At 60.3% G+C, this 20962-nt stretch carries 19 protein-coding genes; 11 read left to right on the forward strand and 8 right to left on the reverse strand.

Annotated features, from left to right (window positions below; translation table 11 throughout):
• Positions 1–55: 55 nt before the first annotated feature.
• The 6 genes from SM764_RS18080 (at position 56) to SM764_RS18105 (ending at position 5356) form a co-directional block, all read left to right on the forward strand.
• The gene (locus tag SM764_RS18080; RefSeq protein ID WP_369002417.1) at positions 56–970 is read left to right on the forward strand and encodes a DMT family transporter; all 915 of its coding nucleotides are present in this window, start codon (positions 56–58) and stop codon (positions 968–970) included.
• 56 nt (positions 971–1026) lie between these two features.
• Entirely contained in the window at positions 1027–1890 is an 864-nt protein-coding gene (locus tag SM764_RS18085; RefSeq protein WP_274834046.1) for an ATPase, read from the forward strand.
• Positions 1891–1940: 50 nt separating this feature from the next.
• Positions 1941–2858, forward strand: a complete 918-nt coding sequence (gene metA, locus SM764_RS18090) for a homoserine O-acetyltransferase MetA (RefSeq protein WP_065270205.1) — start codon at positions 1941–1943, stop codon at positions 2856–2858.
• A 4-nt stretch (positions 2859–2862) separates the two neighbouring features.
• Positions 2863–3810: an alpha/beta fold hydrolase gene (locus SM764_RS18095; RefSeq protein WP_369002418.1), complete on the forward strand. Its 948-nt coding sequence runs from the start codon at positions 2863–2865 to the stop codon at positions 3808–3810.
• 66 nt (positions 3811–3876) lie between these two features.
• A complete protein-coding gene (ppk2, locus tag SM764_RS18100; RefSeq protein ID WP_369002419.1) occupies positions 3877–4746 on the forward strand; it encodes a polyphosphate kinase 2 in 870 nt (289 codons plus the stop codon).
• A complete protein-coding gene (locus SM764_RS18105; RefSeq protein WP_369002420.1) occupies positions 4739–5356 on the forward strand; it encodes a TetR/AcrR family transcriptional regulator in 618 nt (205 codons plus the stop codon). Before ppk2 ends, SM764_RS18105 begins: the two co-directional genes overlap by 8 nt.
• A gap of 127 nt (positions 5357–5483) precedes the next feature.
• On the opposite strand, the gene rpsI is transcribed toward SM764_RS18105, so the two are convergent.
• The 3 genes from rpsI to SM764_RS18120 all read right to left on the reverse strand — a co-directional run bounded on the left by rpsI (position 5484) and on the right by SM764_RS18120 (position 7999).
• Entirely contained in the window at positions 5484–5969 is a 486-nt protein-coding gene (gene rpsI, locus SM764_RS18110; RefSeq protein WP_065270201.1) for a 30S ribosomal protein S9, read from the reverse strand.
• Between the two features lie 5 nt (positions 5970–5974).
• Positions 5975–6433 (reverse strand): 50S ribosomal protein L13, encoded by a 459-nt coding sequence (gene rplM / locus SM764_RS18115; RefSeq protein WP_065270200.1) that lies wholly within the window; start codon positions 6431–6433, stop codon positions 5975–5977.
• Between the two features lie 162 nt (positions 6434–6595).
• A complete protein-coding gene (locus SM764_RS18120) occupies positions 6596–7999 on the reverse strand; it encodes an aminotransferase-like domain-containing protein (protein WP_369002421.1) in 1404 nt (467 codons plus the stop codon).
• A 93-nt stretch (positions 8000–8092) separates the two neighbouring features.
• Between SM764_RS18120 and SM764_RS18125 the strand changes: the two genes are divergently transcribed.
• From SM764_RS18125 to speE, 3 genes are all read left to right on the forward strand, one after another.
• The gene (locus SM764_RS18125; protein ID WP_274828059.1) at positions 8093–8326 is read left to right on the forward strand and encodes a DUF1127 domain-containing protein; all 234 of its coding nucleotides are present in this window, start codon (positions 8093–8095) and stop codon (positions 8324–8326) included.
• A 216-nt stretch (positions 8327–8542) separates the two neighbouring features.
• Entirely contained in the window at positions 8543–9049 is a 507-nt protein-coding gene (gene speD / locus SM764_RS18130; RefSeq protein ID WP_369002422.1) for an adenosylmethionine decarboxylase, read from the forward strand.
• Complete coding sequence (gene speE / locus SM764_RS18135) at positions 9046–9897, forward strand: polyamine aminopropyltransferase (protein ID WP_369002423.1); 852 nt, start codon at positions 9046–9048, stop codon at positions 9895–9897. Before speD ends, speE begins: the two co-directional genes overlap by 4 nt.
• Positions 9898–9985: 88 nt before the next feature.
• Here the strand turns inward: speE and ccmE are convergent, their stop codons facing one another.
• The 5 genes from ccmE to SM764_RS18160 all read right to left on the reverse strand — a co-directional run bounded on the left by ccmE (position 9986) and on the right by SM764_RS18160 (position 17039).
• Positions 9986–10429 (reverse strand): cytochrome c maturation protein CcmE, encoded by a 444-nt coding sequence (gene ccmE, locus SM764_RS18140; protein WP_369002424.1) that lies wholly within the window; start codon positions 10427–10429, stop codon positions 9986–9988.
• A gap of 36 nt (positions 10430–10465) precedes the next feature.
• Positions 10466–11494, reverse strand: a complete 1029-nt coding sequence (gene argC / locus SM764_RS18145; protein WP_369002425.1) for an N-acetyl-gamma-glutamyl-phosphate reductase — start codon at positions 11492–11494, stop codon at positions 10466–10468.
• Between the two features lie 131 nt (positions 11495–11625).
• Positions 11626–12435 carry a glutamate racemase gene (murI, locus tag SM764_RS18150; protein WP_274837001.1) on the reverse strand — a complete coding sequence of 270 codons (810 nt, stop codon included), beginning with the start codon at positions 12433–12435 and terminating at the stop codon, positions 11626–11628.
• Positions 12436–12459: 24 nt separating this feature from the next.
• A complete protein-coding gene (locus SM764_RS18155) occupies positions 12460–13392 on the reverse strand; it encodes a lysophospholipid acyltransferase family protein (protein WP_369002429.1) in 933 nt (310 codons plus the stop codon).
• Positions 13393–13613: 221 nt separating this feature from the next.
• The gene (locus SM764_RS18160; RefSeq protein WP_369002426.1) at positions 13614–17039 is read right to left on the reverse strand and encodes an indolepyruvate ferredoxin oxidoreductase family protein; all 3426 of its coding nucleotides are present in this window, start codon (positions 17037–17039) and stop codon (positions 13614–13616) included.
• A gap of 178 nt (positions 17040–17217) precedes the next feature.
• Between SM764_RS18160 and SM764_RS18165 the strand changes: the two genes are divergently transcribed.
• Complete coding sequence (locus SM764_RS18165; protein WP_065273448.1) at positions 17218–18123, forward strand: LysR family transcriptional regulator; 906 nt, start codon at positions 17218–17220, stop codon at positions 18121–18123.
• A gap of 522 nt (positions 18124–18645) precedes the next feature.
• Positions 18646–20811 (forward strand): phosphoribosylformylglycinamidine synthase subunit PurL, encoded by a 2166-nt coding sequence (purL, locus tag SM764_RS18170; protein ID WP_369002427.1) that lies wholly within the window; start codon positions 18646–18648, stop codon positions 20809–20811.
• The last annotated feature ends 151 nt before the right edge of the window (positions 20812–20962 follow it).

Below are 20962 nucleotides of genomic sequence, written 5' to 3' on the forward strand. Positions count from 1 at the left end.
ATGAAGCCGCAGGAAACGGGTCGCGGCAGCATCCCTTTCGGCGCAGAAAAGCGGCATGACAACACAGCATTCCATATCCCCCCGCGCTTGGGTCGAGCTGAGCCTATTGGCCTGCCTCTGGGGCGCTTCCTTTCTGTCGATCCGCATCACACTCAACGAAGTGCCGGTACTGACCTCGGTATTCTACCGTTGCGCGGGCGGCGCCGTGGTCCTTTGGATTGCGGTACTTCTCCTGCGTCTGCCGCTGCCGCGCGCCCCCCGGGTCTGGAGAAGTTTTCTGGTGATGGGGCTGCTCAACAACGTGATCCCCTTCGTGCTGATGGCCTGGGGACAGCTCCATATCGAAACCGGGCTGACCTCGATCCTGAATGCCACAACGGCAATATTCGGAGTTCTGGTGGCGGCGCTGTTCTTTGCCGATGAAAGGATCACGGCACGGCGAGCCATCGGAGTCGCCTTGGGGTTTCTGGGTGTATCGACGGCCATTGGCCTCAGCAGTGTTGCAGATTTCGATCCGCGGAGCGCGGCGCAGCTGGCAGTTTTGACCGGCACGCTCTCCTACGCGTTTGCAGCGGTCTGGGCAAAACAGCACCTCGCGGGCCTGAAGCCCCAAGTGGCCGCTGCGGGAATGTTGACAGGCTCCGCCCTGATCCTGCTGCCCCTCACGCTGGTTGTGGATGGGGTGCCGCGCCTTGATCTGATGCCAGTCACCTGGCTCGCGATTTTCTACTATGCGGTCTTTGCTACGGCGGGGGCATATCTTCTGTACTACAGGGTGCTGGCGATAGCGGGCAGCGGCAACCTGATGCTGGTGACGCTGATGATCCCGCCCGTTGCCATCCTTCTGGGCGCCGTGGTGCTGGGCGAGGCCCTGCCACCCCATGCCTACCCCGGATTTGCGCTTCTGGCGCTTGGCCTGCTGATCATTCAGGGGCGCATTCCCCTGCCCCGACGCCTTCGGCGGAATTGACCCGGCCGCAGACACTGGCTAGCAAGGCGCCAGGTGATCAAGGATCTGGAATGCCAATGCTTTATTCTTCCGCTCAGGCGTGGCGCGACGCCCCCAGCAAACGCGTGCTGTTCTTTGGCATGTCGGGACTCGGCAAGACCTACATCAGCAACATCCTGCGCGGCGCGGGGGGCTGGTTCCACTACTCGATCGATTACCGCATCGGCACTCGCTACATGGGCGAATACATCGCCGACAACGCCAAGGCCGAGGCGATGAAGGTCCCCTTCCTACGTGATCTGCTGCTGTCAGATTCGATCTACATCGGATCGAATATTACCTTCGACAACCTGACACCGGTCTCCTCCTACCTCGGCAAACCCGGCAGCCCGGCCATGGGGGGCCTCCCGATGAGCGAATACCGTCGCCGTCAGGAACAGTTCCGCCTGGCCGAAATCCACGCCCTGCTGGATACCGAATATTTCATCGACCGGGCCGAGCGGCTTTATGGCTATCCGCATTTCATCTGCGACACTGGTGGATCGATCTGTGAATGGGTGGATGCCGAGGATCCGAATGATCCGGTCCTGACCGAACTGTCCAAACACACGCTGATGGTCTGGATCAAAGGTGACGAGGCCCATACCGAAGAGTTGATTCGCCGCTTTGATCGCGCGCCCAAACCGATGTCCTATCAGCCGGAGTTCCTGAGCAGGGTCTGGGAAGACTATCTTAGTAAAAACAATGTATCAGAGGCAGATGTTGACCCCGATGCCTTCATTCGCTGGACCTATGCGCAGGCGCTGGCGCACCGTCAGCCGCGCTATGAGGCGATGGCGCAGAACTGGGGTGTGACCGTCACCGCTGACCAGATCAGCGCCGTGCGCGACGAGGCCGGTTTCGAGGACTTGATCGCCAGCGCACTTGAGAGTGCCGCCTAGGCAGCTTATCTCTTGCCCTCAGCCCAACACATGAACCGCAAGGACCTGACATGCCTATCAAGATCCCTTCTGACCTGCCCGCCTATGACGTTCTGACGAACGAAGGCGTGATGGTCATGTCGCCGGATCAGGCGGCGCGTCAGGATATCCGCCCGCTGCGCATCGGCCTGCTTAATCTGATGCCGAAGAAGATCCAGACGGAGAACCAGTTCGCCAGGCTGATCGGCGCGACGCCGCTCCAGATCGAACTGTCTCTGATCCGGATGACCGAGCACCAGACCCGCAACACCGCGGCCGAGCATATGGCCGAATTCTATCGCCCCTTTCAGGAGGTGAAGGACGAGCGCTTTGACGGGTTGATCATCACCGGCGCCCCAATCGAACATCTGAATTTCGACAACGTCACCTATTGGGATGAGCTGCGCGAGGTGTTTGAATGGACGCAGACCAATGTGCACTCCACCTTTGGCGTCTGTTGGGGCGGCATGGCGATGATCAACTATTTCCACGGCGTCAAGAAACACATGCTGGATCACAAGGCCTTCGGCTGCTTCCGACATAAGAACCTCGCGCCTGCCTCGCCCTACCTACGCGGGTTTTCAGACGATTGCGTCATTCCCGTCTCGCGCTGGACCGAGATGAAACAGGATGAAATCGACAGCCATCCAGAGCTCATCACCCTTCTGGGAAGTGATGAGGTTGGCCCCTGTCTGGTCGAGGATCCGAACCATCGCGCGCTCTATATCTTCAATCACTTCGAATATGACAGTGATACGCTGAAGCAAGAATACGACCGCGACGTTGCCAATGGCACCGAGATCAACGTGCCGATCAACTACTACCCGGATGATGACCCCAGCCGCACGCCGCAGAACCGCTGGCGCAGCCATGCGCATCTGCTTTATGGCAACTGGATCAACCAAATCTACCAAAGCACGCCCTTCGATCTGAACAACATCGGTCAATAGCGCATTGTTATCGCTTGCCTTTGCCATGGCTGCAGGCGTCGGCATCACCGCCCTGCAAGGATCCCGAAGGGAGGCCCGCGCCAGGGCCAGCCACCCGCCTGAAGGCCGGTTCATTGAGGTGGGTGATGCCCGTGTGCACGCGGTCGAGATGGGCCAGCCGCAGGGCTCGGCGCCAGATCTGGTGCTGATCCACGGCTCCAACGGCAGCACCCGCGATATGAGCTTTCGCCTCGCCCCTGCGTTGGCCGACCGTTTCCGCGTACTGATGTTCGATCGCCCCGGTCTCGGCTATACCGCAGCCCCAAAGGCTGGCAATGCAACGCTGCGGGATCAGGCGGCCCTGCTGCAACAGGCCGCGGCCAGCCTTGGCGCCGAACGTCCCATCGTGCTGGGGCAAAGCTATGGCGGGGCCGTGGCGCTCGCCTGGGCTGTCTACCATCCGGATGATCTCTCGGCGCTGGTCTCGGTCTCTGGCGTATCGCACCCTTGGGATGGCTCGCTCGATCCATTCTACAAAGTGACAGCCTCGCCGCTGGGTAGCCGTCTGGTGGTGCCGCTGATCACTTCCTATGTGCCGGAACGCACCGTGACCCGCGCGCTGGAGGATGTCTTTGCCCCCCAACCAGTGCCAGAAGGATACGCCGAGCATTTTGGTCCCGGACTGACCCTCAGGCGCGGATCGCTCCGGGCCAATGCCCTGCACCGGGCCAACCTTCTGCGCGATATCAAGGCGCAGGCACCGCAGTATGACCGCATCAAGGTACCGGTCGAGCTTGTGCATGGCGACGCCGACACCACCGTTGGGGTTCATCTGCACGCCGCAAGACTGGTCAAAGACGTGCCGCAGGCCCGGCTGACCCTACTCGACGGGATTGGCCACATGCCACACCATGTGGCCACCGGGGATGTGACAGACGCCGTGGACCGCGCCGCCGCCCGCGCCGGGCTTTAGGTAAATCGGAGTCACATTGCACTGCGCAATGCCCTATAAAGAGTTGAGGACAGGAAGGTTTTGCCCATGACATTGCCATTTGACGGCGCCATCAGCCGCTATTTCGAGACCGGCGCGCCTTCTGACATCCGCAAGGCTATCGCCGATGGGGGAAAGAAGGCGATATTGGATTCGGACTATCCGCATGCCGCGCGGATGAAGAAAAAGTCCTATGAGCAATCCATGGACGCGCTGCAGATCGAGCTGGTGAAACTGCAATCCTGGGTCAAAGCCTCTGGCGCCCGTATCGCCGTGCTGTTCGAAGGCCGAGATGCCGCAGGAAAAGGCGGCACAATCAAACGCTTCCGCGAGAACCTTAACCCCCGCAGCGCGCGGGTTGTGGCGCTGCAGAAACCAACCGAGGCTGAGCAGACGCAATGGTATTTTCAGCGCTACATCGACCATTTGCCCTCGGGCGGTGAAATCGTATTTTTCGACCGCAGCTGGTACAATCGCGGCGTCGTCGAAAAGGTCTTTGGCTTTTGCACTGACACGCAGCGCGAGCGCTTCTTCCATCAGGTTACAGGGTTCGAGGAGGCTCTGGTCGAGGACGGCATTCACCTGTTCAAGATCTGGCTGAATGTTGGCCGGGCCGAGCAGCTCGATCGGTTTCTGGCCCGCGAATCCGATCCGCTGAAGCATTGGAAGCTCAGCACCATCGACGTAAAAGGGCTGGAACGCTGGGACGCCTATACCGATGCCATCGGCGAAACCTTCCGCCGCAGCCATACCAAGGTGGCCCCCTGGACCGTCGTCCGCTCGGACGACAAGCGTCGCGCGCGGCTGGCTGCCATCCGTTCGGTCCTACATGGACTGGATTATGACAACAAAAACGCCGAGGCACTCGGGGACGTAGATCCCCTCATCTGTGGCGGACCGGACATCTGGAATGCGTAAACGCGGCTATCATCACGGCAACCTGCGTCAGGCTCTTGTGGAATCTGCGCTGGGTCTGATCGAGGCAAAAGGCCCGACCGGCTTCACACTGTCCGAGGCGGCAAAACAGGCGGGCGTCACCCCGGCGGCAGTCTATCGCCATTTCGAAGGCCGCGAGGATCTGATCGCAGAGGCCGCAAAACAGGGTTTTGCGATGTTCGCCGATCTGATGCAGCACGCCTATGAAAAATATCAGCCCTCGGCCCTAGCGGCATTTGAGGCAACGGGACGGGCCTATCTCGCCTTTGCCCGCAAACATCCCGGCCATTACATCGCGATGTTCGAAAGCGGTATTTCCGTCAACCGTACGCCCGAATTGGCAGATGCCGCTGCCCGCGCACGGCGCATCCTGGAAAAGGCTGCTGCGGATCTGAGCCAGCACATCCCGGCCGAAAAACGCCCGCCCGCAGCGATGTTTTCCGCCCATATCATGGCGCTGAGCCACGGGGTTGTGGAGCTTTATGCCCGCAACACGCCCGGTGCCACCTCGCCCTTCTCGCCCGAGGATCTGCTCGAAAGCGGGATCATGATCTATCTGCGCGGTCTGGGCCTGATTGAACCCGACAAATAGGCACCGCGGCTGCGCCTTTGTACGTAGGTTCCAGGGCGGTCCAATCCCCCGTTTCAGCCACACAGACAAACCACGAAAAAAGGCCGCAGATTTCTCTGCGGCCTTTCTCTGTTCTGCTGTCCAGCGATTAACGCTTGGAGAACTGGAACGAACGACGCGCTTTGCGGCGGCCGAATTTCTTACGTTCAACAACACGGCTGTCACGGGTCAGGAAGCCAGCGGCTTTCAGAGCGCCGCGCAGGGCGGGATCATAAAGCTGCAGAGCTTTGGAGATGCCGTGCTTGACCGCACCGGCCTGACCGGAAAGACCACCGCCTTTGACGGTTGCGTAGACGTCGAACTGGTCTTCGACACCGGCAACGGTGAACGGCTGGCGCAGGATCATCTGCAGCACCGGACGGGCGAAGTATTTGTTCAGCTCTTTGCCGTTCACTTCGACCTTGCCGGAACCCGGCTTGATCCAGACGCGTGCGACTGCGTCTTTCCGCTTACCGGTTGCATAGGCACGGCCCAGCTCGTCACGGACGGGCTCACGGGAAATGGTTTCTTCAGCGACAGCTTCAACGCCTGCAACGGCGCCCAGCTCTTCGAGAGTGTTGATCTGATCAGCCATCGGTCTCAGCTCCGCGTGTTTTTCTTGTTCATGGATTTGACATCCAGAACCTCGGGGGCCTGGGCCTCATGCGGGTGCGCGGCACCAGCATAGATACGCAGGTTGCTCATCTGCTGGCGCGCCAGACGGTTGCCCGGCAGCATGCGCTTCACAGCCTGATAGACAACACGCTCGGGGTGCGCGCCTTCCAGGATCTGTTGCTTGGTGCGGGACTTGATGCCGCCCGGGTGGCCAGTGTGCCAGTAGAAGTGCTCGTCGCGCTTCTTGCCGGTCATCTGTACCTTGTCGGCGTTGATGATGATGACGTTGTCGCCCATGTCCATGTTCGGCGTGAACGACGCTTTGTGCTTACCGCGCAGGCGCATGGCAACGATCGAGGCAAGACGGCCCAGAACAACGCCTTCGGCGTCGATCAGGATCCAGTTCTTCTCGATATCTGCCGGAGTAGCAGAGAAGGTTTTCATGGCAGGTCTATCCTGTTTGTCGTGAAGATGAGCCGGAATACAACTCACCTGAATTCGATGGACGGGGTTTACGGGGATCTCCGCACTGCGTCAACACAGCGAAACAACAATTTTTCACGCAAAATCAGTGTGTTAAAAAATAGGTATTAAAATACCCCACGCCTAGACGCTGATTTGCTCGGGCGGGTTGTCCAAAAGGCTGCGCAAACGCAGCATCGCGTCTTCGAACTTTGCCAAAGAGACCTGCCCATTGATGGTGATGCGCACGGCATTGGGCGCGCGGCCATCCCTCAGGGCGAATTCATCGGCTGACCTGATCTGCACACCTGCGGCTTCTGCCGCGCGAGTAAAGGCCGCGGAGCGCCAGCCTGCTGGCAGTTTCAGCCAGAGGAACGGGACCTCGTCTTTCCATGTCAACTCAAACGCACCAAGGGCATTCACCGCCACACGCACATATTTGGCCATTTCCTTGCGCACCTCTTTGGCCAGCTCCTTGCTGCGCGGGTCCGAAAGCAAGACGCGGATCAGCTCGGCCAGCGGCTGCGACAGGCCAAAAAAGCTGTATTCCGCCGACCGGCGCAGATCCTGTTCGTGGCCTTTGGGCGCGAGGGCAAAACCGACGCGCAGCGCCGGTGTCAAAACCTTGGAGATCGAACAGACGTGCCAGGTGATATCGGGCGCCAGAGCGCGATAGCTGGGCGCACCGGCCTCTCCCATGCGATAGCAATCATCCTCGACGATCTGCAACTCGTGGCGCCGGGCGACCTTGATGATCTCCTCGCGCCGTTTTTGCGGCGTAAACAGACCGGTCGGATTGTGCACCTCGGGGCTGGTACATAAAACCGTCGCGCCCGTCTTGCGGATGGCAAGCTCCAGCGAATCCGGACGAATCCCGTGTTCGTCCATCCCCACCCCGACAACCTTGGCCCGGAGCAGTTCAGACGCACGACGAAAGCCGGCATAAGAAAGATCCTCGACCAACAGCGTGGGCTGCGCGTCCTTCAGGACGGCCTGCAGCACCGTGAGGATGCCGTTCTGACCGCCATGGGTCATGACCACCTGGCTTTCATCCAGCGGCCCCAGCGGCTGATCTGACAGCCACTCCACCACCGCTTCGCGCACCGGGCGGTAGGCGTCACGGGTCGGGTAGTTCAGGAACATCAGCGGATCGGCGCCCGCGACCTTCTTCATCGCCTCCCGGATCGCAGCCACCTGCCCCACATCGGCAAGACGCGGGCTGAACAGGCTGACATGGTTGGGATCGCTTTCCTCCCGAAGGTGCAATTCGCGGGACCAGACATCATCCATGACCATGGTCTGCCGCTCAGCGACAAATGTGCCGCGCCCGACCTCCGCCTGCAGAAGTCCTTCGTCCGTGAGGGTGGAATAGGCCCGCGCCACCGTGCCGGGGGTGATGCCCAGTTGATAGGCCAGATCGCGCACCGGCGGCAACTTTGTACCAACACGCAATGTATCGTTTTCCACCGCCGCGCGGATTGTATCGGCCACCCGTTGATACTTCGGTCCAGGCTTATCACCAAGGCTCGGCGCCCAAATTGTACCCATTACAATGCTTCCTTAGACAGCTGAGTCGGAACTTTGTATCAAATAACCGTACCAACAACACAGGATTGTATCAATACAATAAAGGATCTGACCATGACACAGCACGCGACCCCTGCACATTCCAGCATCACCTTTCTGACCAATCAGCCCACCCTGCCGGTGCTGGCTCAGGTCGCGGTGACGTTCGCGGTTCTGATGACGAAATGGTCCGTCCGACAGCGCAGCCGTAAACAGCTCCGCCACCTGACCCCCGAACAATTGCAAGACATCGGGCTCTCCCGCGAGGATGCCCATTATGAAGCCACTCTTCCGTTCTGGCGCCCCTGATCCCCGGGTACCGGAACCACCTGACGGCCGGGGCCAGTTCCCCGGCCTTTTTTCTTTTCAATCATTTCAAAGCCCCTGGTAAATTTTTCCTTGATCGAATCTGCCATGGGGCCTAGATGCGCCTCACTTTCGGCACCGATCCCAACCCCGGACCCTTATCCGGGGGGGCGCTAAGGGCCGGCTGGATTGTCATCTACTGGAACGAAGGGGAGTGTCATGAAAGACGCCAACCTCTTCCAACTGGGGATCGGTCTGGAGACAGGCGCCCAAGAGGAAGATACCGCCCGCAGTGTACCCGCTGCGATCATCGAAACCGTTGTGGACAGCGACCGCGAAGACCATTTCATCCGCCGCGATGGAAAAGTATTCGCCGGAACCCATCTGATCATCGAAGTCATGAACGGCACGGGCCTTGATTGCGAGACCCGCATTCAGAACGCCTTCCGCAAATGCGTCGAGGTTTGCGGCGCCACGCTGCTGCACATCCACACCCATAAATTCTCGCCGCAAGGCGTGTCGGGCGTGGCCGTGCTGGCCGAAAGCCATATCTCGGTGCACACCTGGCCGGAAATCGGCTATGGCGCCTTTGACGTCTTCATGTGCGGCGATGCCGAACCCTGGCGCGCTGTCGGCGTGCTGAAAGAGGCCTTCTCCACCGACCAGGTGGAGGTCCGGGAACTTCTGCGCGGGGAGGAGCTGATCGCCAAGGAGGTCGCGGCATGAGCGAGACCTGGATCACCGAACGCCTGCACGATCACTACGCGCAATCCCTGCGCGTGGATGAGATGCTCTATGACAGCAAGACCGAGCATCAACGCCTGAAGGTCTTTCAGAACGGTACATTCGGCCGCATCCTGACGCTGGATGACGTGGTGCAGACCACCGAGGGCGACAATTTTATCTACCACGAGATGCTGACCCATGTGCCGATCCTGGCCCATGGGGCCGCAAAACGTGTGCTGATCATCGGCGGCGGCGATGGCGGCATGGCCCGCGAGGCGCTGCGCCACGCCTCGGTCGAACATGTCACCATGGTCGAGATCGACGCCGGTGTGGTGGATTTCTCAAAGGAATACCTGCCGATGCTGAGCCAGGGCGCCTTTGACGATCCGCGGCTCAATCTGGTGATCAACGATGGCGCGGCCTTCATGCGTGAAACAGATCAGAAATTCGACGTGATCGTGGTCGATTCCACCGATCCGATCGGCCCGGGCGAGGTGCTGTTCACCAATACCTTTTACGGCCACGCCGCCCGTGCGCTGACCGATGACGGTATCATCGTCACCCAGAACGGCGTGCCTTTCATGCAAGGGGACGAGCTGACCGGCACCATGCGCGCCTTCAAGACACTGTTTGCCGATCACAGCTGCTATCTGGCGACGATCCCGACCTATGCGGGTGGTCCGATGGCCTTTGGCTGGGGCAGCCACTCCAAATCCGCGCGCAGCGTGTCGCTGGCGGATCTGGAAAAACGCTTTGCCGCTGCCGGGATTGAAACCGATTACTACACGCCCGAGGTGCACAAGGCGGCTTTCGCCCTGCCCGGCTATGTGAAGAAACTCTTCCCATAAGACCTGCGCCGTGCGCTGGATCTGCTGAAACAAAACGGGGGCCAAGGCCCCCGTTTTCATTTAGTGCTGTTTGGGAATGTTCCGAACCTCAGGCGTCCGGTTCCTGGTAGACGCCCTGCTCTTTCAGCGCGTCCACGACTTCCTTGGGCATGTAGGTCTCGTCATGTTTCGCCAGAATTTCAGAGGCCTCGAACACACCGTTGACGTAACGGCCTGTGCCGACCATGCCTTGATTTTCCTCGAACAGGTCCGGCAGCACACCCGCGTAAGTCACTGGCACGGTCGCGCCGCCATCGGTCACAGAGAACCGCACGGTTTCGCCCTGACCGCGCACTAGACTGCCATCTTCGACCAGACCGCCAATACGGAAAACCTCTGTCGGCACCGGCGGCTCGGCCATCACCTGACTAGGCGAACGGAAGTAGTTGATCCCATCCCGCATCGCATAGCCGATCAAAGCCGTCGACACGATCAAGGCAACGGTCGCCAATGCGATCACCTGAATGCGGCGCTTCTTTTTGAGGTTTTTCATATCGTTACCGTCCTGTGCTCGTCCGGGTCTGGCGCCCTAGGGGAACAGCGGCGCCATCATCAGACCCGCAGTTTCGTCTTCACCTAACATCAGATTGGCGTTCTGCAAGGCCTGTCCGCTGCTACCTTTTGTCAGGTTATCCAGCGCCGCAATGACAATGGCCCGCCCTTCGATCCGGTCAGCGGTCACGCCGATATGACAGAAGTTGGAGCCGCGCACGTGGTGGGTGCTGGGCGCGGTGCCAAAGGGCAGAACCTCGACAAAGGGTTCATCGGCATAGGCCGAAAGGAATGCCGCATGGATCGCCTCGGCGTCGCCTTTGACATAGGTCGTCGCCAGAATACCCCGGTTAACGGGCAGCAGATGCGGGGTGAACTGCACCTTCACGGGACGCCCGGCCAGTTTCGAGAATTCCTGATCGAATTCACCCAGATGCCGGTGGGTGCCGCCGATGGCGTAGGCGTTGTAACCTTCGCTCAGCTCCGCGTGCAAAAGGTTTTCCTTCAGCGCCCGGCCCGCGCCGGAAACGGCGCATTTCAGATCGAGGATGATTTCATCCAGATCAATCAGGCCCGAGGTGATCAGCGGCCGCAGCGCAAACTGCCCGGTCGCCGCGTTGCAGCCGGTACCCGCCACCAGCCGCGCGCCCCGGATCTCATCCCGGTAGAATTCGGTGAGGCCATAAACCGCCTCTTCCTGTTGCTCCAGCGCAGCATGGGGGTTGCCGTACCATTTCTCGTATTCCGCCGGGTCGCGCAGCCGGAAATCCGCCGACAGATCGACGATCTTCAGATCCTTCGGCAGGGCTGCGATCACTTCCTGGCTGGTTTTATGCGGCAGGGCGCAGAAACACAGGTCGATCTTGGAAAAGTCGATCTCGCTGATCTTGCACAGGGTCGGCAGGTCCAGATGCCGCAGGTGCGGAAACACCTCGGCCATGGACAGCCCCGCCTTGCGCTCTGCTGCGAGCGCCGCGATTTCAATGCTCGGGTGCTGGGAAATCAGCCGCACCAGTTCCGCGCCGGTGTAACCGCTGGCGCCAAGGATAGCCACTTTGTGGGTCATGTCAGACCTCGTCTTTTGAATTTACGTGATTTGTACCGCAGCAACAGGCGGTGGGAATAGGGAAAACTGCCGCAGCTGACAGGCGATCCGCCCGAGGGACGACAGAAAGCCGTCCCCGTGGAAGCGCCGGATCAGGCCGCTTCAAAGGTGATTTGTCGTCGCAAGAACTGGGTCGCATGGGTACTGACCCGCGCCGGATCGCCAGTGGTGTAGAACCCTGCCTTGCCGGAGCCGTACATATCCGGGTGCCGCTCAAGGTAATCAGCCAGACTGTCGGCGACCAGATCGCCCTGGCTGAACACTTTGACCTGTGGGCCAAGCGCCTCCTGAAAGGTCTTTTCCATCAGCGGATAATGGGTGCAGCCCAGAATGGCCGCCTCGGGATGCGGCATCTTGCGCAAGAGCGCATCCACATGGCTGCGCACCAGCGCCTCAGCCAGGATCATGTCGCCTTCTTCGATGGCATCGACAACACCGCCACAGGCCTGCGCTTCCACATCGACACCGATGGCGCGAAAAGCCAGTTCCCGCTGAAACGCCCGGCTGGATACGGTCGCGGGCGTTGCGAACAGCGCCACATGCTTCACCGCAACCTCGCGCGGCGGCGAATTATCGCCCCACTGGCGCTCGGTCAGTGCTTCGATCAGCGGCACAAAGACGCCAAGCACGCGCTTGCCCTTGGGCAGCCCGCCCTCCTGCATGCGTCGCAGCGCCGCCGCCGAAGCGGTGTTACAGGCGAGGATCACCAGATCACAGCCCTTGTCCCACATGTCTTCCACGGCCGCCTTGGTCAGCTGATAGACATCCTCGGCATCGCGCACGCCATAGGGGGCGTGAGCACTGTCGCCGTAATAGATAAGGTCAACCTCCGGCAGACGCCGCTGCACAGCGTCGAGCACGGTCAGACCGCCCAGACCAGAATCAAAAATGCCTACTGCCATGTTCTTCTTTCGCGGATGCCACGTTCAGGCGCGATGTTTCTCTTCAAACTCGAACCCGCGCAAGCCCGGATCGAGAGGAGTCGGAGACAGCTCATACGTCGCTTTGCGCAGGAAATCCATCATTCCTTTGGCATCCCCGGTCAAAGGGTCAAGTTTGTCGCGCCCGATCGCCTCCCCGATCACCACCCGCACTGGTGTATCGACCCGCTTGTGAAACTCCTTGATCAAGAGCCCCATGCGCAACGTAGCGTGCAGATGGCTGGCGATCTGAAACAAGCGCGAAGTGTGGCCGTCAAAATAGACCGGCACCACAACCGCATCGGATTTGGCAATCATCCGCGCGGTAAAGCTGCGCCAGCCCGGATCCATCGGCCGGGCAAAGGGCGTTGCTCCCGTGGAAACCGTGCCGCCCGGAAAGATCCCGATGGCCCCGCCCTGCCCCAGATAGCCGAGCGCCGTTTTGCGGGTCTCAAGATTGGTGCGCAGCGCCTCCTTTGTTTCGGCAAAATCAATCGGCAGGATGACGCGGTTCAGATCTTCCGCCTTGCCAAACACCTGATGCGCCAGAATACGGAAATCCCCGCGGGTTTCGGCCAGGATATGCCCCATCATCAGCCCATCAAGGATCCCGTAAGGATGATTGGCGATCAGCACGACCGGCTTGTCGCGCGGGATATTGGACAGCGCGCCGCCGATGATCTCCAGCGACAGACCATAGCGTTCGGCGATGACGCTCCAGAAACTGCGCCCACCCGCGACTTCCTGTTCATACCCCCGAGCGCGCCGGATCAGCTTCAGACGGCCCGTGGTATTCTCCATCATTCGGATCACCAGACGCCCCGAACGAGTCTGCGCCGAATGCGCGTAAGAGATCTCCCGCGCGATCTGGCGCGCGCTGGACCGGATTTTTCCAGGACGGGATTTTCTTGATTGGGTATTGCCGGACAGTTGCTGCATCTCGGACATGGGCTGGGTCTTTCTGGACGGAATCACCAAGGTGACCGGTTAGGCATAACAGCATCTCAGATCCCCGTAACAGACACATGACCGGTCTACGGCAGGATCCCGCGCCCTGCCCCAGAACGCAGCAGCGCCGCGCAGATGCGCGGCGCCGGGCCCAACGGGCAAGAGGCAGCCGTCCGGCTGTCATCTGCCGGGCGGGAGAACACCCCTGCGGCTTATTCGGCCGCTTTCTTCATCGGAGCACCGCCCTGACGCAGAACCGCCAGCAGTTCTTCGCGTCGTTTCGCCGCCTTCTGCTCGCTTTCCATCTTCACCGGACCAAAGCCACGGATCTGCAGCGGCAGTTCGGCCAGAGCGACCAGCGGGTCCATGATCTCAGGCGAGGCTTTAGCCAGCCATTCCTTCATGTCGCGCTCGTATTGCTTGATCAGCGCCCGCTCCATCTTGCGCTCGGCGGTATAGCCAAAGATATCGAGCGGCGTGCCGCGCAGACCTTTGAACTTCGCCAGCAGCTTCAGACCGCGCTCCATGCTTGGGCCGAAACGGCGCTTTTTCGGGCGTCCGTTGGCGTCGACCCCGCCCAGGATCGGCGGCGCCAGATTGTAAGAGATCTTCAGATCACCCTCAAACTGCGCCTCGGCCTTTTCGCGGCTGCTCAACAACAGACGCGCCACCTCGTATTCGTCCTTATAGGCCAGCAGCTTGTGATAGCCCTTGGCGACGGCTTCCTTCAGGCGTGGATCGTCGATGCCATCCAGCAGCTTCATATAGCGTTTGGCCAGCCCCTTGCCCTGAAAGGCGATCAGATGATCCTGCCGGTAGGCGATCTTTTCATCCAGCGTCTTGGGCAGTTCCACCACGTTGGCGGGTTTGATGAGCTTGGCCACCTCTTCGGGGTGTAGCACAGCCCAGCGACCGATTTCAAAGGCACGCAGGTTCTTTTCCACCGCAGCGCCGTTCAGCTCGATCGCCTGAGTGATTGCCTCAAGGCTGACCGGGATCAGACCGCGCTGGAAGGCACCACCGAAGACCATCATGTTGGAGAAGATCGAATCCCCCATGGTGGCCTGCGCCAGCTGCGAGGCGTCGAACATGTCGAGCCGCTCGCGCAGGCGTGCCTCCAGTGCCACCTCTAGCCGGTCGGTGGGCAGCTGGAAGTTGGTGTCGCGAGTGAAATCGCCGGTGATGATCTCGTGGCTATTCACCACGCCGCCGGTCTGACCTGTGCGCATCAACCCGATAGTCTTGGCGCCCGCACTCACCACCAGATCACCGCCGATCAGCGCGTGCGCCTCCCCGGTGGCGACGCGGATGGCGCTGATGTCATCAGGCGTTTCGGCAATGCGGCAGTGGATATGCACCGCGCCTCCCTTTTGTGCGAGGCCTGCCATCTCCATCATGCCGGCACCTTTGCCGTCGATCTGCGCCGCCTGCGCCAGCACCGCGCCGATGGTCACAACACCGGTGCCGCCGACGCCGGTGATCACCACGTTGTGGGTGCCGTCGATCTTGGGCAGGTCGGGCATCGGCAGATCGGGCAGCTTCAGCTCGGCCGTGGCTTCCTTACGGATCTTGGCGCCTTCGATGGTCAGGAATGAGGGGCAAAAGCCGTTGAGGCAGGAGAAGTCCTTGTTACAGGAGGACTGATCAATCGCCCGCTTGCGGCCCAGTTCGGTTTCCTTGGGTACGATAGAGACGCAGTTGGACTGCACCCCGCAATCGCCGCAGCCTTCGCAGACGTCCGAGTTGATAAAGACGCGCTGATCGGGATCCGGGAACAGGCCCCGCTTGCGGCGGCGGCGTTTTTCGGCGGCGCAGGTCTGGACATAGATGATGGCAGAGACGCCCTCGACCTCTTCCATGTTCCTTTGCACATTCATCAGCTCGGCCCGTTCGTGGGTGGGAACTCCGGCCGGGAACTGCTTGAAATCGATCTCTTCTTTCTCGTCATAAACGATAGCGAGATGCTCCACCCCCATCGCCTTCAGCTCATGCGCGATGCGATAGGCACTGAGGCCGCCCTCGTTGCCCTGACCGCCGGTCATGGCCACCGCATCGTTATAGAGGATCTTGTAGGTGATATTGGTGCCTTCGGCGAGCGCCGCGCGGATCGCCTGCACGCCGGAGTGATTATAGGTGCCATCGCCAAGGTTCTGGAACACATGCTTGCGCTTTGAAAACGGCGCTTCGCCGATCCAGTTGGCGCCTTCGCCGCCCATATGGGTAAAGCCCATGGTCTCGCGGTCCATCCACTGCACCATGAAGTGGCAGCCAATCCCGGCATAGGCCCGGCTGCCCTCGGGGATCTTGGTCGAGGAGTTGTGCGGACAGCCCGAGCAAAAATACGGCAGGCGCGCGGCGATTTCTTCGGCGTTGTCGGCGCGGCGCGCCTCGTCCAGGCTGGCCAGCCCGGCGCGGATTGCTTCGGTGTCGCGGCCCTCTTCGATCAGAATCTCGCCCAGCTTCTCGGCGATCATGATGGGGTCGAGCGCATAGCGCGTCGGGAAGAGTTCCGGCCCGTGCATGGAGCCAGCTCCGCCGCCCTTGTGCCAGCCGTAAACCCGGCGACCACGTCGGTCGTCAAAGATCGCCTCCTTGATCTGCACCTCGATCAGCTTGCGCTTTTCCTCAACCACGACGATCAGATCCAGACCTTCGGCCCAGTCGTGGAAGCCCTTCATGTCCAGCGGCCAGACCTGACCGACCTTGTATGTGGTGATGCCCAGACGTTCGGCCATGGCCTCGTCGATATTCAACAGAGACATGGCATGGACCAGATCCAGCCAGTTCTTGCCCGCGGCCACGAAACCGATCTTGGCACCGGATTTGCCCCAGATGCGTTTGTCCATCTTGTTGGCGTGGCTGAATGCCTCGGCAGCAAAGCGTTTTTGGTCGATGATCCGGTCTTCCTGCTGGAAACGATCATCCACCAAGCGGATATTCAGCCCATCCTGCGGCATGGCGAAATCGGGGGTAACCAGTTTCACCCGATCCGGGCTCGCATCCACGACCGAGGTTACCTCGATGGTGTCCTTCATCGTCTTGAGGCCGACCCAGAGACCGGAAAACCGGCTGAGCGCGTAGCCATAAAGCCCGAAATCCAGGATTTCTTGCACACCAGCGGGGCTGAGGATCGGGAGGTAGGCATCCATCAGCGCCCATTCGGACTGGTGCAGCACGGTGGAGCTTTCGCCGGTGTGGTCGTCGCCCATCGCCACCAGCACGCCGCCGTTTTTGGAGCTGCCTGCCATATTGGCGTGGCGGAAGGCATCGCCGGCGCGGTCAACGCCCGGCCCCTTGCCATACCAAAGACCGAATACGCCATCGTATTTGCCCTCACCGCGGATTTCGGCCTGTTGCGCGCCCCATAGGGCGGTGACGGCCAGATCCTCGTTCAAACCGTACTGAAAGGTGACATCGGCCTCTTTTAGCTGCTTTTCGGCCCGGCTCATCTGCATGTCGACAGCGCCAAGCGGCGATCCGCGATAGCCGGTAACAAGCCCAGCAGTGTTGAGACCGGCAGCCGTGTCCCGCGCCTTCTGCATCAGCATCAGGCGCACAAGCGCCTGCGTGCCGTTCAGCATGACGGGCGATTTGCTCAGATCATATTTGTCATTCAACGAGATCTTTTGCGTGCTCATCCGGTCCTCCCAACCACAACTGGCTTGCAATAATTTCCATCGATATTAGGTCACAAATACTGACCTGTATACCCACTGTTGTCAATATCCCCCTCCGGAAGCGCGCTTCTGCATTCGGAAATTGATCCAAGTGTCAGGTTTCATATAGGCTGATATGGGCACAACGAAAGTAACGGATATGGACTGGGACAAGCTTAGAATTTTTCACGCCGTGGCAGATGTCGGCAGCCTGACCCACGCCGGGGACAAGCTTAACCTGTCGCAATCCGCGGTCAGCCGCCAGATTCGTGCGCTTGAGGAAAGCCTGAACGCGACGTTATTTCACCGTCACGCGCGCGGTCTGATCCTAACCGAACAGGGTGAGCTGCTGTTTGACGCGACCAAATCCATGTCCAAACGGCTCGAAGCGGCTTCGGCCCGGATCCGCGACAGCGAAGACGAAGTGTTCGGCGAATTACGCGTCACCACGACATTCGGATTTGGCACACTGTGGCTGGCGCCCAGGCTGACGAAGCTCTTTGAACAATATCCCAATCTGAAAATCGACCTGATGCTGGAAGAGCGGGTTCTGGACTTGCCCATGCGCGAAGCCGACGTTGCGATCCGGATGAAAGAGCCGAGCCAGGCGGACCTGGTGCGCAAGCGACTGATGACGGTTCAGATGCGACTTTATGCGTCTCGCGCATATCTGGACCGCAACGGCACGCCGCAGACCGCCGAAGATATCAAGAACCACCGTCTGATCTGCCAGAACCAGAATTCGGCACAGGTCGGTTCTGCCGCTGTGCTGGTCCAGAAGCTGATCACCCACGGTCCCGGCTCGATGCTGTCGGTCAACAACTACTTCGGGGTCCTGCAGGGCGTGCTGCACGATCTGGGAATCGGCATCCTGCCTGACTATGTCACCGAGGATTTCCCCGATCTGGTACAGGTTCTGCCGCATGAGGACACCAGTGGTGTGCCTGTCTACCTGGCCTATCCGGAAGAATTGCGTCACTCGCAGCGGGTGTCAGCTTTCCGCGATTTCGTGCAAACCGAGATCATGGCACACCGCAAACATATGAAAGAGATGGGGAAACTCTGACCTTAGGTCAGTGGGCGTTAAGCTATGCATAACATGCATACCAGAAATGACGCAATTTGAGACGGAAAATTCTTGAAGCAGAGAAGCTCTATCCCTAAATGACCCTCATGAAGACGGCGCCAAGGCGCACTTCATACCTCCCTGTTGGACTTCGGCCGAGCTTAGTGCTCGGCCTTTTTTTTAGCCATTTGGTCCAGCTCCTGAGGCTTTCAATCAGGTCACACGCCACTCGGAAGCGCCGGACACATTCAACGTCTCGCATCCACACCGGCAGCTGCAACCCTTTCCCCGGTGATCATTGCCCAGTTTTCTGACATGCACGGATAATGACGGCATTTTCCGGCCCCCAATGACGGTCTGCACATTTTTTATGCAATTCGAGCATGGCACCCCTCCTAAAGCCTGACCTTCTCACAGCGACGAAACGCCCCTGCCTTCAATGATACATACGCTTTGCCCTTCCCCCGTGCGCTTCCTTGCCCTAAAAGGCGCGCAACCGCAGCCACTGGGGATAAGACACGGATGCAGGAACCAGCAATCACGCCCGAACTGATTGAAAACCACGGACTGAACTCCGAGGAATATCAACTGATCCTCGAAATCATCGGACGGGAACCCACCTTTACCGAGCTGGGCATCTTCTCGGCGATGTGGAACGAGCACTGCTCTTACAAGTCGTCCAAGAAATGGCTCCGGACGCTGCCCACCGAGGGGCCCCAGGTCATCTGCGGCCCGGGTGAAAATGCCGGTATCGTCGATATCGGCGATGGCGATGCGGTGGTCTTCAAGATGGAAAGCCACAACCACCCCTCGTACATCGAACCCTATCAGGGTGCGGCAACCGGGGTTGGCGGCATCCTGCGGGACGTCTTTACCATGGGCGCGCGGCCAATCGCCTCGATGAACTCGCTGTCCTTTGGTGAGCCGTCCCACCCCAAGACCCGGCAGTTGGTCAACGGTGTGGTCGAAGGCATCGGCGGCTACGGCAACTGTTTCGGTGTGCCCTGCGCAGGCGGCGAGGTCCGCTTCCACTCTGCCTACAACGGCAACTGCTTGGTGAATGCATTCGCTGCGGGTCTCGCAAAGACCGACAGCATCTTCTACTCCGCTGCATCCGGCGTCGGCATGCCGGTGGTGTATCTGGGCGCTAAGACCGGACGTGATGGCGTCGGCGGCGCCACCATGGCCTCGGCCGAATTCGACGACACCATCGAGGAAAAACGCCCCACCGTTCAGGTTGGCGACCCCTTCACCGAAAAACGCCTGATGGAAGCAACGCTGGAGCTGATGCAGACCGGCGCGGTGATCTCGATCCAGGACATGGGTGCGGCCGGCCTCACTTGTTCGGCGGTGGAAATGGGCGACAAGGGTGAGCTTGGCATCAAGCTGAACCTCGAAGACGTCCCCCAACGCGAAGAAGGCATGACCGCCTATGAAATGATGCTGTCGGAATCTCAGGAGCGGATGCTGATGGTGCTGAAGCCCGAGAAAGAGGCTGAAGCCAAGGCAGTGTTCGAAAAATGGGACCTCGATTTCGCCATCGTCGGCGAAACAATCGCCGAGGACCGTTTCCTGATCCAGCACAACAACGTGGTGATGGCCGACCTGCCGCTGTCGAAACTGGCGTCCTCGGCGCCCGAATACGACCGGCCCTGGGTCGAAACGCCCGCCGCAGAACCGCTGGCCGATGCGGATGTGCCCACTATCGATCCGATCGACGGCCTGAAGGCGCTGATCGCCTCACCGAACTACGCAGGCAAACAGTGGGTCTATGAACAGTACGACACCACCGTGATGGGCGACACCGCCCGCCGCCCCGGCGCGGGCTCCGGCATCGTCCGGGTGCATGGCACCGGCAAACAGTTGGCCTTTACCAGCGATGTGACGCCGCGCTACGTCAAAGCGAACCCCTTTGAGGGTGGCAAACAGGCGGTAGCCGAGGCTTATCGTAACCTCTCTGCCGTGGGCGCCCTGCCTCTGGCGACGACCGACAACCTCAACTTCGGCAACCCGGAAAAGCCCGAGATCATGGGCCAATTCGTCGGCGCCATCAAAGGCATCGGCGAAGCTGTTGCTGCGCTAAACATGCCGATCGTTTCGGGCAACGTCTCGCTTTATAACGAGACCGACGGACAGGGCATCCTGCCCACCCCAACCATCGGTGCCGTGGGTCTGATCGCCGAGGGCGAAGAGGCGATCACCGGTGAAGTGCGCGAAGGCCATATCGCCCTGCTGATCGGTGAAACCACTGGCCACCTGGGTCAGTCGGCCCTTCTGGCGGAAGTCTTCAACCGCGAGGACGGAGATGCGCCGACGGTGGATCTGGAAGCGGAAAAGCGTAACGGCGAATTCATCCGCGCCAACCGCGAGCTGATCAAGGCCTGCACCGATCTGGCGGATGGCGGTCTGGCGCTGGCGGCCTTTGAACTGGCCGAGGGCGCTGGCGTTGGCGTGCAGATCGATGCCGGTGACACCCCGACCCTGTTTGGCGAAGATCAGGCCCGTTATCTGGTCGCCTGCAACTTTGATCAGGCCGAAGGTCTGATGCTGGCAGCCGGTCAGGCCGGTGTCAGCGTCACCACCGTGGGCCGTTTCACCGGTGACACGATAAAAATCGGTGGCAGCGAAGCGCCGCTGGAAGAGCTGTCGCAGATTTTCCGCAGCAGCTTTGCCGAGGCCGTCGCCTGATATCAAACACAAACGGGCGCCCTCCCGCGCCCGCAGGTGCCCTTGCCTATGGCAAGCCCCCCTTTACGGCCTTGGGGCCGGCGCCCGCCCCCCCCCCCCGCCCCGGCCCCCCCCCCCCCCCGGCGGGTGACACAACGCGGGGGCGCGGGGC

Origin of the sequence: Pseudophaeobacter sp. 1A16562 (assembly GCF_041008785.1) — a bacterium.
In the GTDB taxonomy this organism is placed as follows: domain Bacteria; phylum Pseudomonadota; class Alphaproteobacteria; order Rhodobacterales; family Rhodobacteraceae; genus Phycobacter; species Phycobacter gallaeciensis_A.

What these genes read in the sequence shown, in the direction of transcription:
- argC (WP_369002425.1), bottom strand. Translation starts at nt 11,494, where the DNA reads ATGACCCACAAAGTGGCTATCCTTGGCGCCAGCGGTTACACCGGCGCG.
- SM764_RS18080 (WP_369002417.1), top strand. Translation starts at nt 56, where the DNA reads ATGACAACACAGCATTCCATATCCCCCCGCGCTTGGGTCGAGCTGAGC.
- ccmE (WP_369002424.1), bottom strand. Translation starts at nt 10,429, where the DNA reads ATGAAAAACCTCAAAAAGAAGCGCCGCATTCAGGTGATCGCATTGGCG.
- speD (WP_369002422.1), top strand. Translation starts at nt 8,543, where the DNA reads ATGAAAGACGCCAACCTCTTCCAACTGGGGATCGGTCTGGAGACAGGC.
- SM764_RS18160 (WP_369002426.1), bottom strand. Translation starts at nt 17,039, where the DNA reads ATGAGCACGCAAAAGATCTCGTTGAATGACAAATATGATCTGAGCAAA.
- SM764_RS18105 (WP_369002420.1), top strand. Translation starts at nt 4,739, where the DNA reads ATGCGTAAACGCGGCTATCATCACGGCAACCTGCGTCAGGCTCTTGTG.
- SM764_RS18165 (WP_065273448.1), top strand. Translation starts at nt 17,218, where the DNA reads ATGGACTGGGACAAGCTTAGAATTTTTCACGCCGTGGCAGATGTCGGC.
- metA (WP_065270205.1), top strand. Translation starts at nt 1,941, where the DNA reads ATGCCTATCAAGATCCCTTCTGACCTGCCCGCCTATGACGTTCTGACG.
- ppk2 (WP_369002419.1), top strand. Translation starts at nt 3,877, where the DNA reads ATGACATTGCCATTTGACGGCGCCATCAGCCGCTATTTCGAGACCGGC.
- purL (WP_369002427.1), top strand. Translation starts at nt 18,646, where the DNA reads ATGCAGGAACCAGCAATCACGCCCGAACTGATTGAAAACCACGGACTG.
- SM764_RS18125 (WP_274828059.1), top strand. Translation starts at nt 8,093, where the DNA reads ATGACACAGCACGCGACCCCTGCACATTCCAGCATCACCTTTCTGACC.
- rpsI (WP_065270201.1), bottom strand. Translation starts at nt 5,969, where the DNA reads ATGGCTGATCAGATCAACACTCTCGAAGAGCTGGGCGCCGTTGCAGGC.
- SM764_RS18085 (WP_274834046.1), top strand. Translation starts at nt 1,027, where the DNA reads ATGCTTTATTCTTCCGCTCAGGCGTGGCGCGACGCCCCCAGCAAACGC.
- rplM (WP_065270200.1), bottom strand. Translation starts at nt 6,433, where the DNA reads ATGAAAACCTTCTCTGCTACTCCGGCAGATATCGAGAAGAACTGGATC.
- speE (WP_369002423.1), top strand. Translation starts at nt 9,046, where the DNA reads ATGAGCGAGACCTGGATCACCGAACGCCTGCACGATCACTACGCGCAA.
- murI (WP_274837001.1), bottom strand. Translation starts at nt 12,435, where the DNA reads ATGGCAGTAGGCATTTTTGATTCTGGTCTGGGCGGTCTGACCGTGCTC.
- SM764_RS18155 (WP_369002429.1), bottom strand. Translation starts at nt 13,392, where the DNA reads ATGCAGCAACTGTCCGGCAATACCCAATCAAGAAAATCCCGTCCTGGA.
- SM764_RS18120 (WP_369002421.1), bottom strand. Translation starts at nt 7,999, where the DNA reads ATGGGTACAATTTGGGCGCCGAGCCTTGGTGATAAGCCTGGACCGAAG.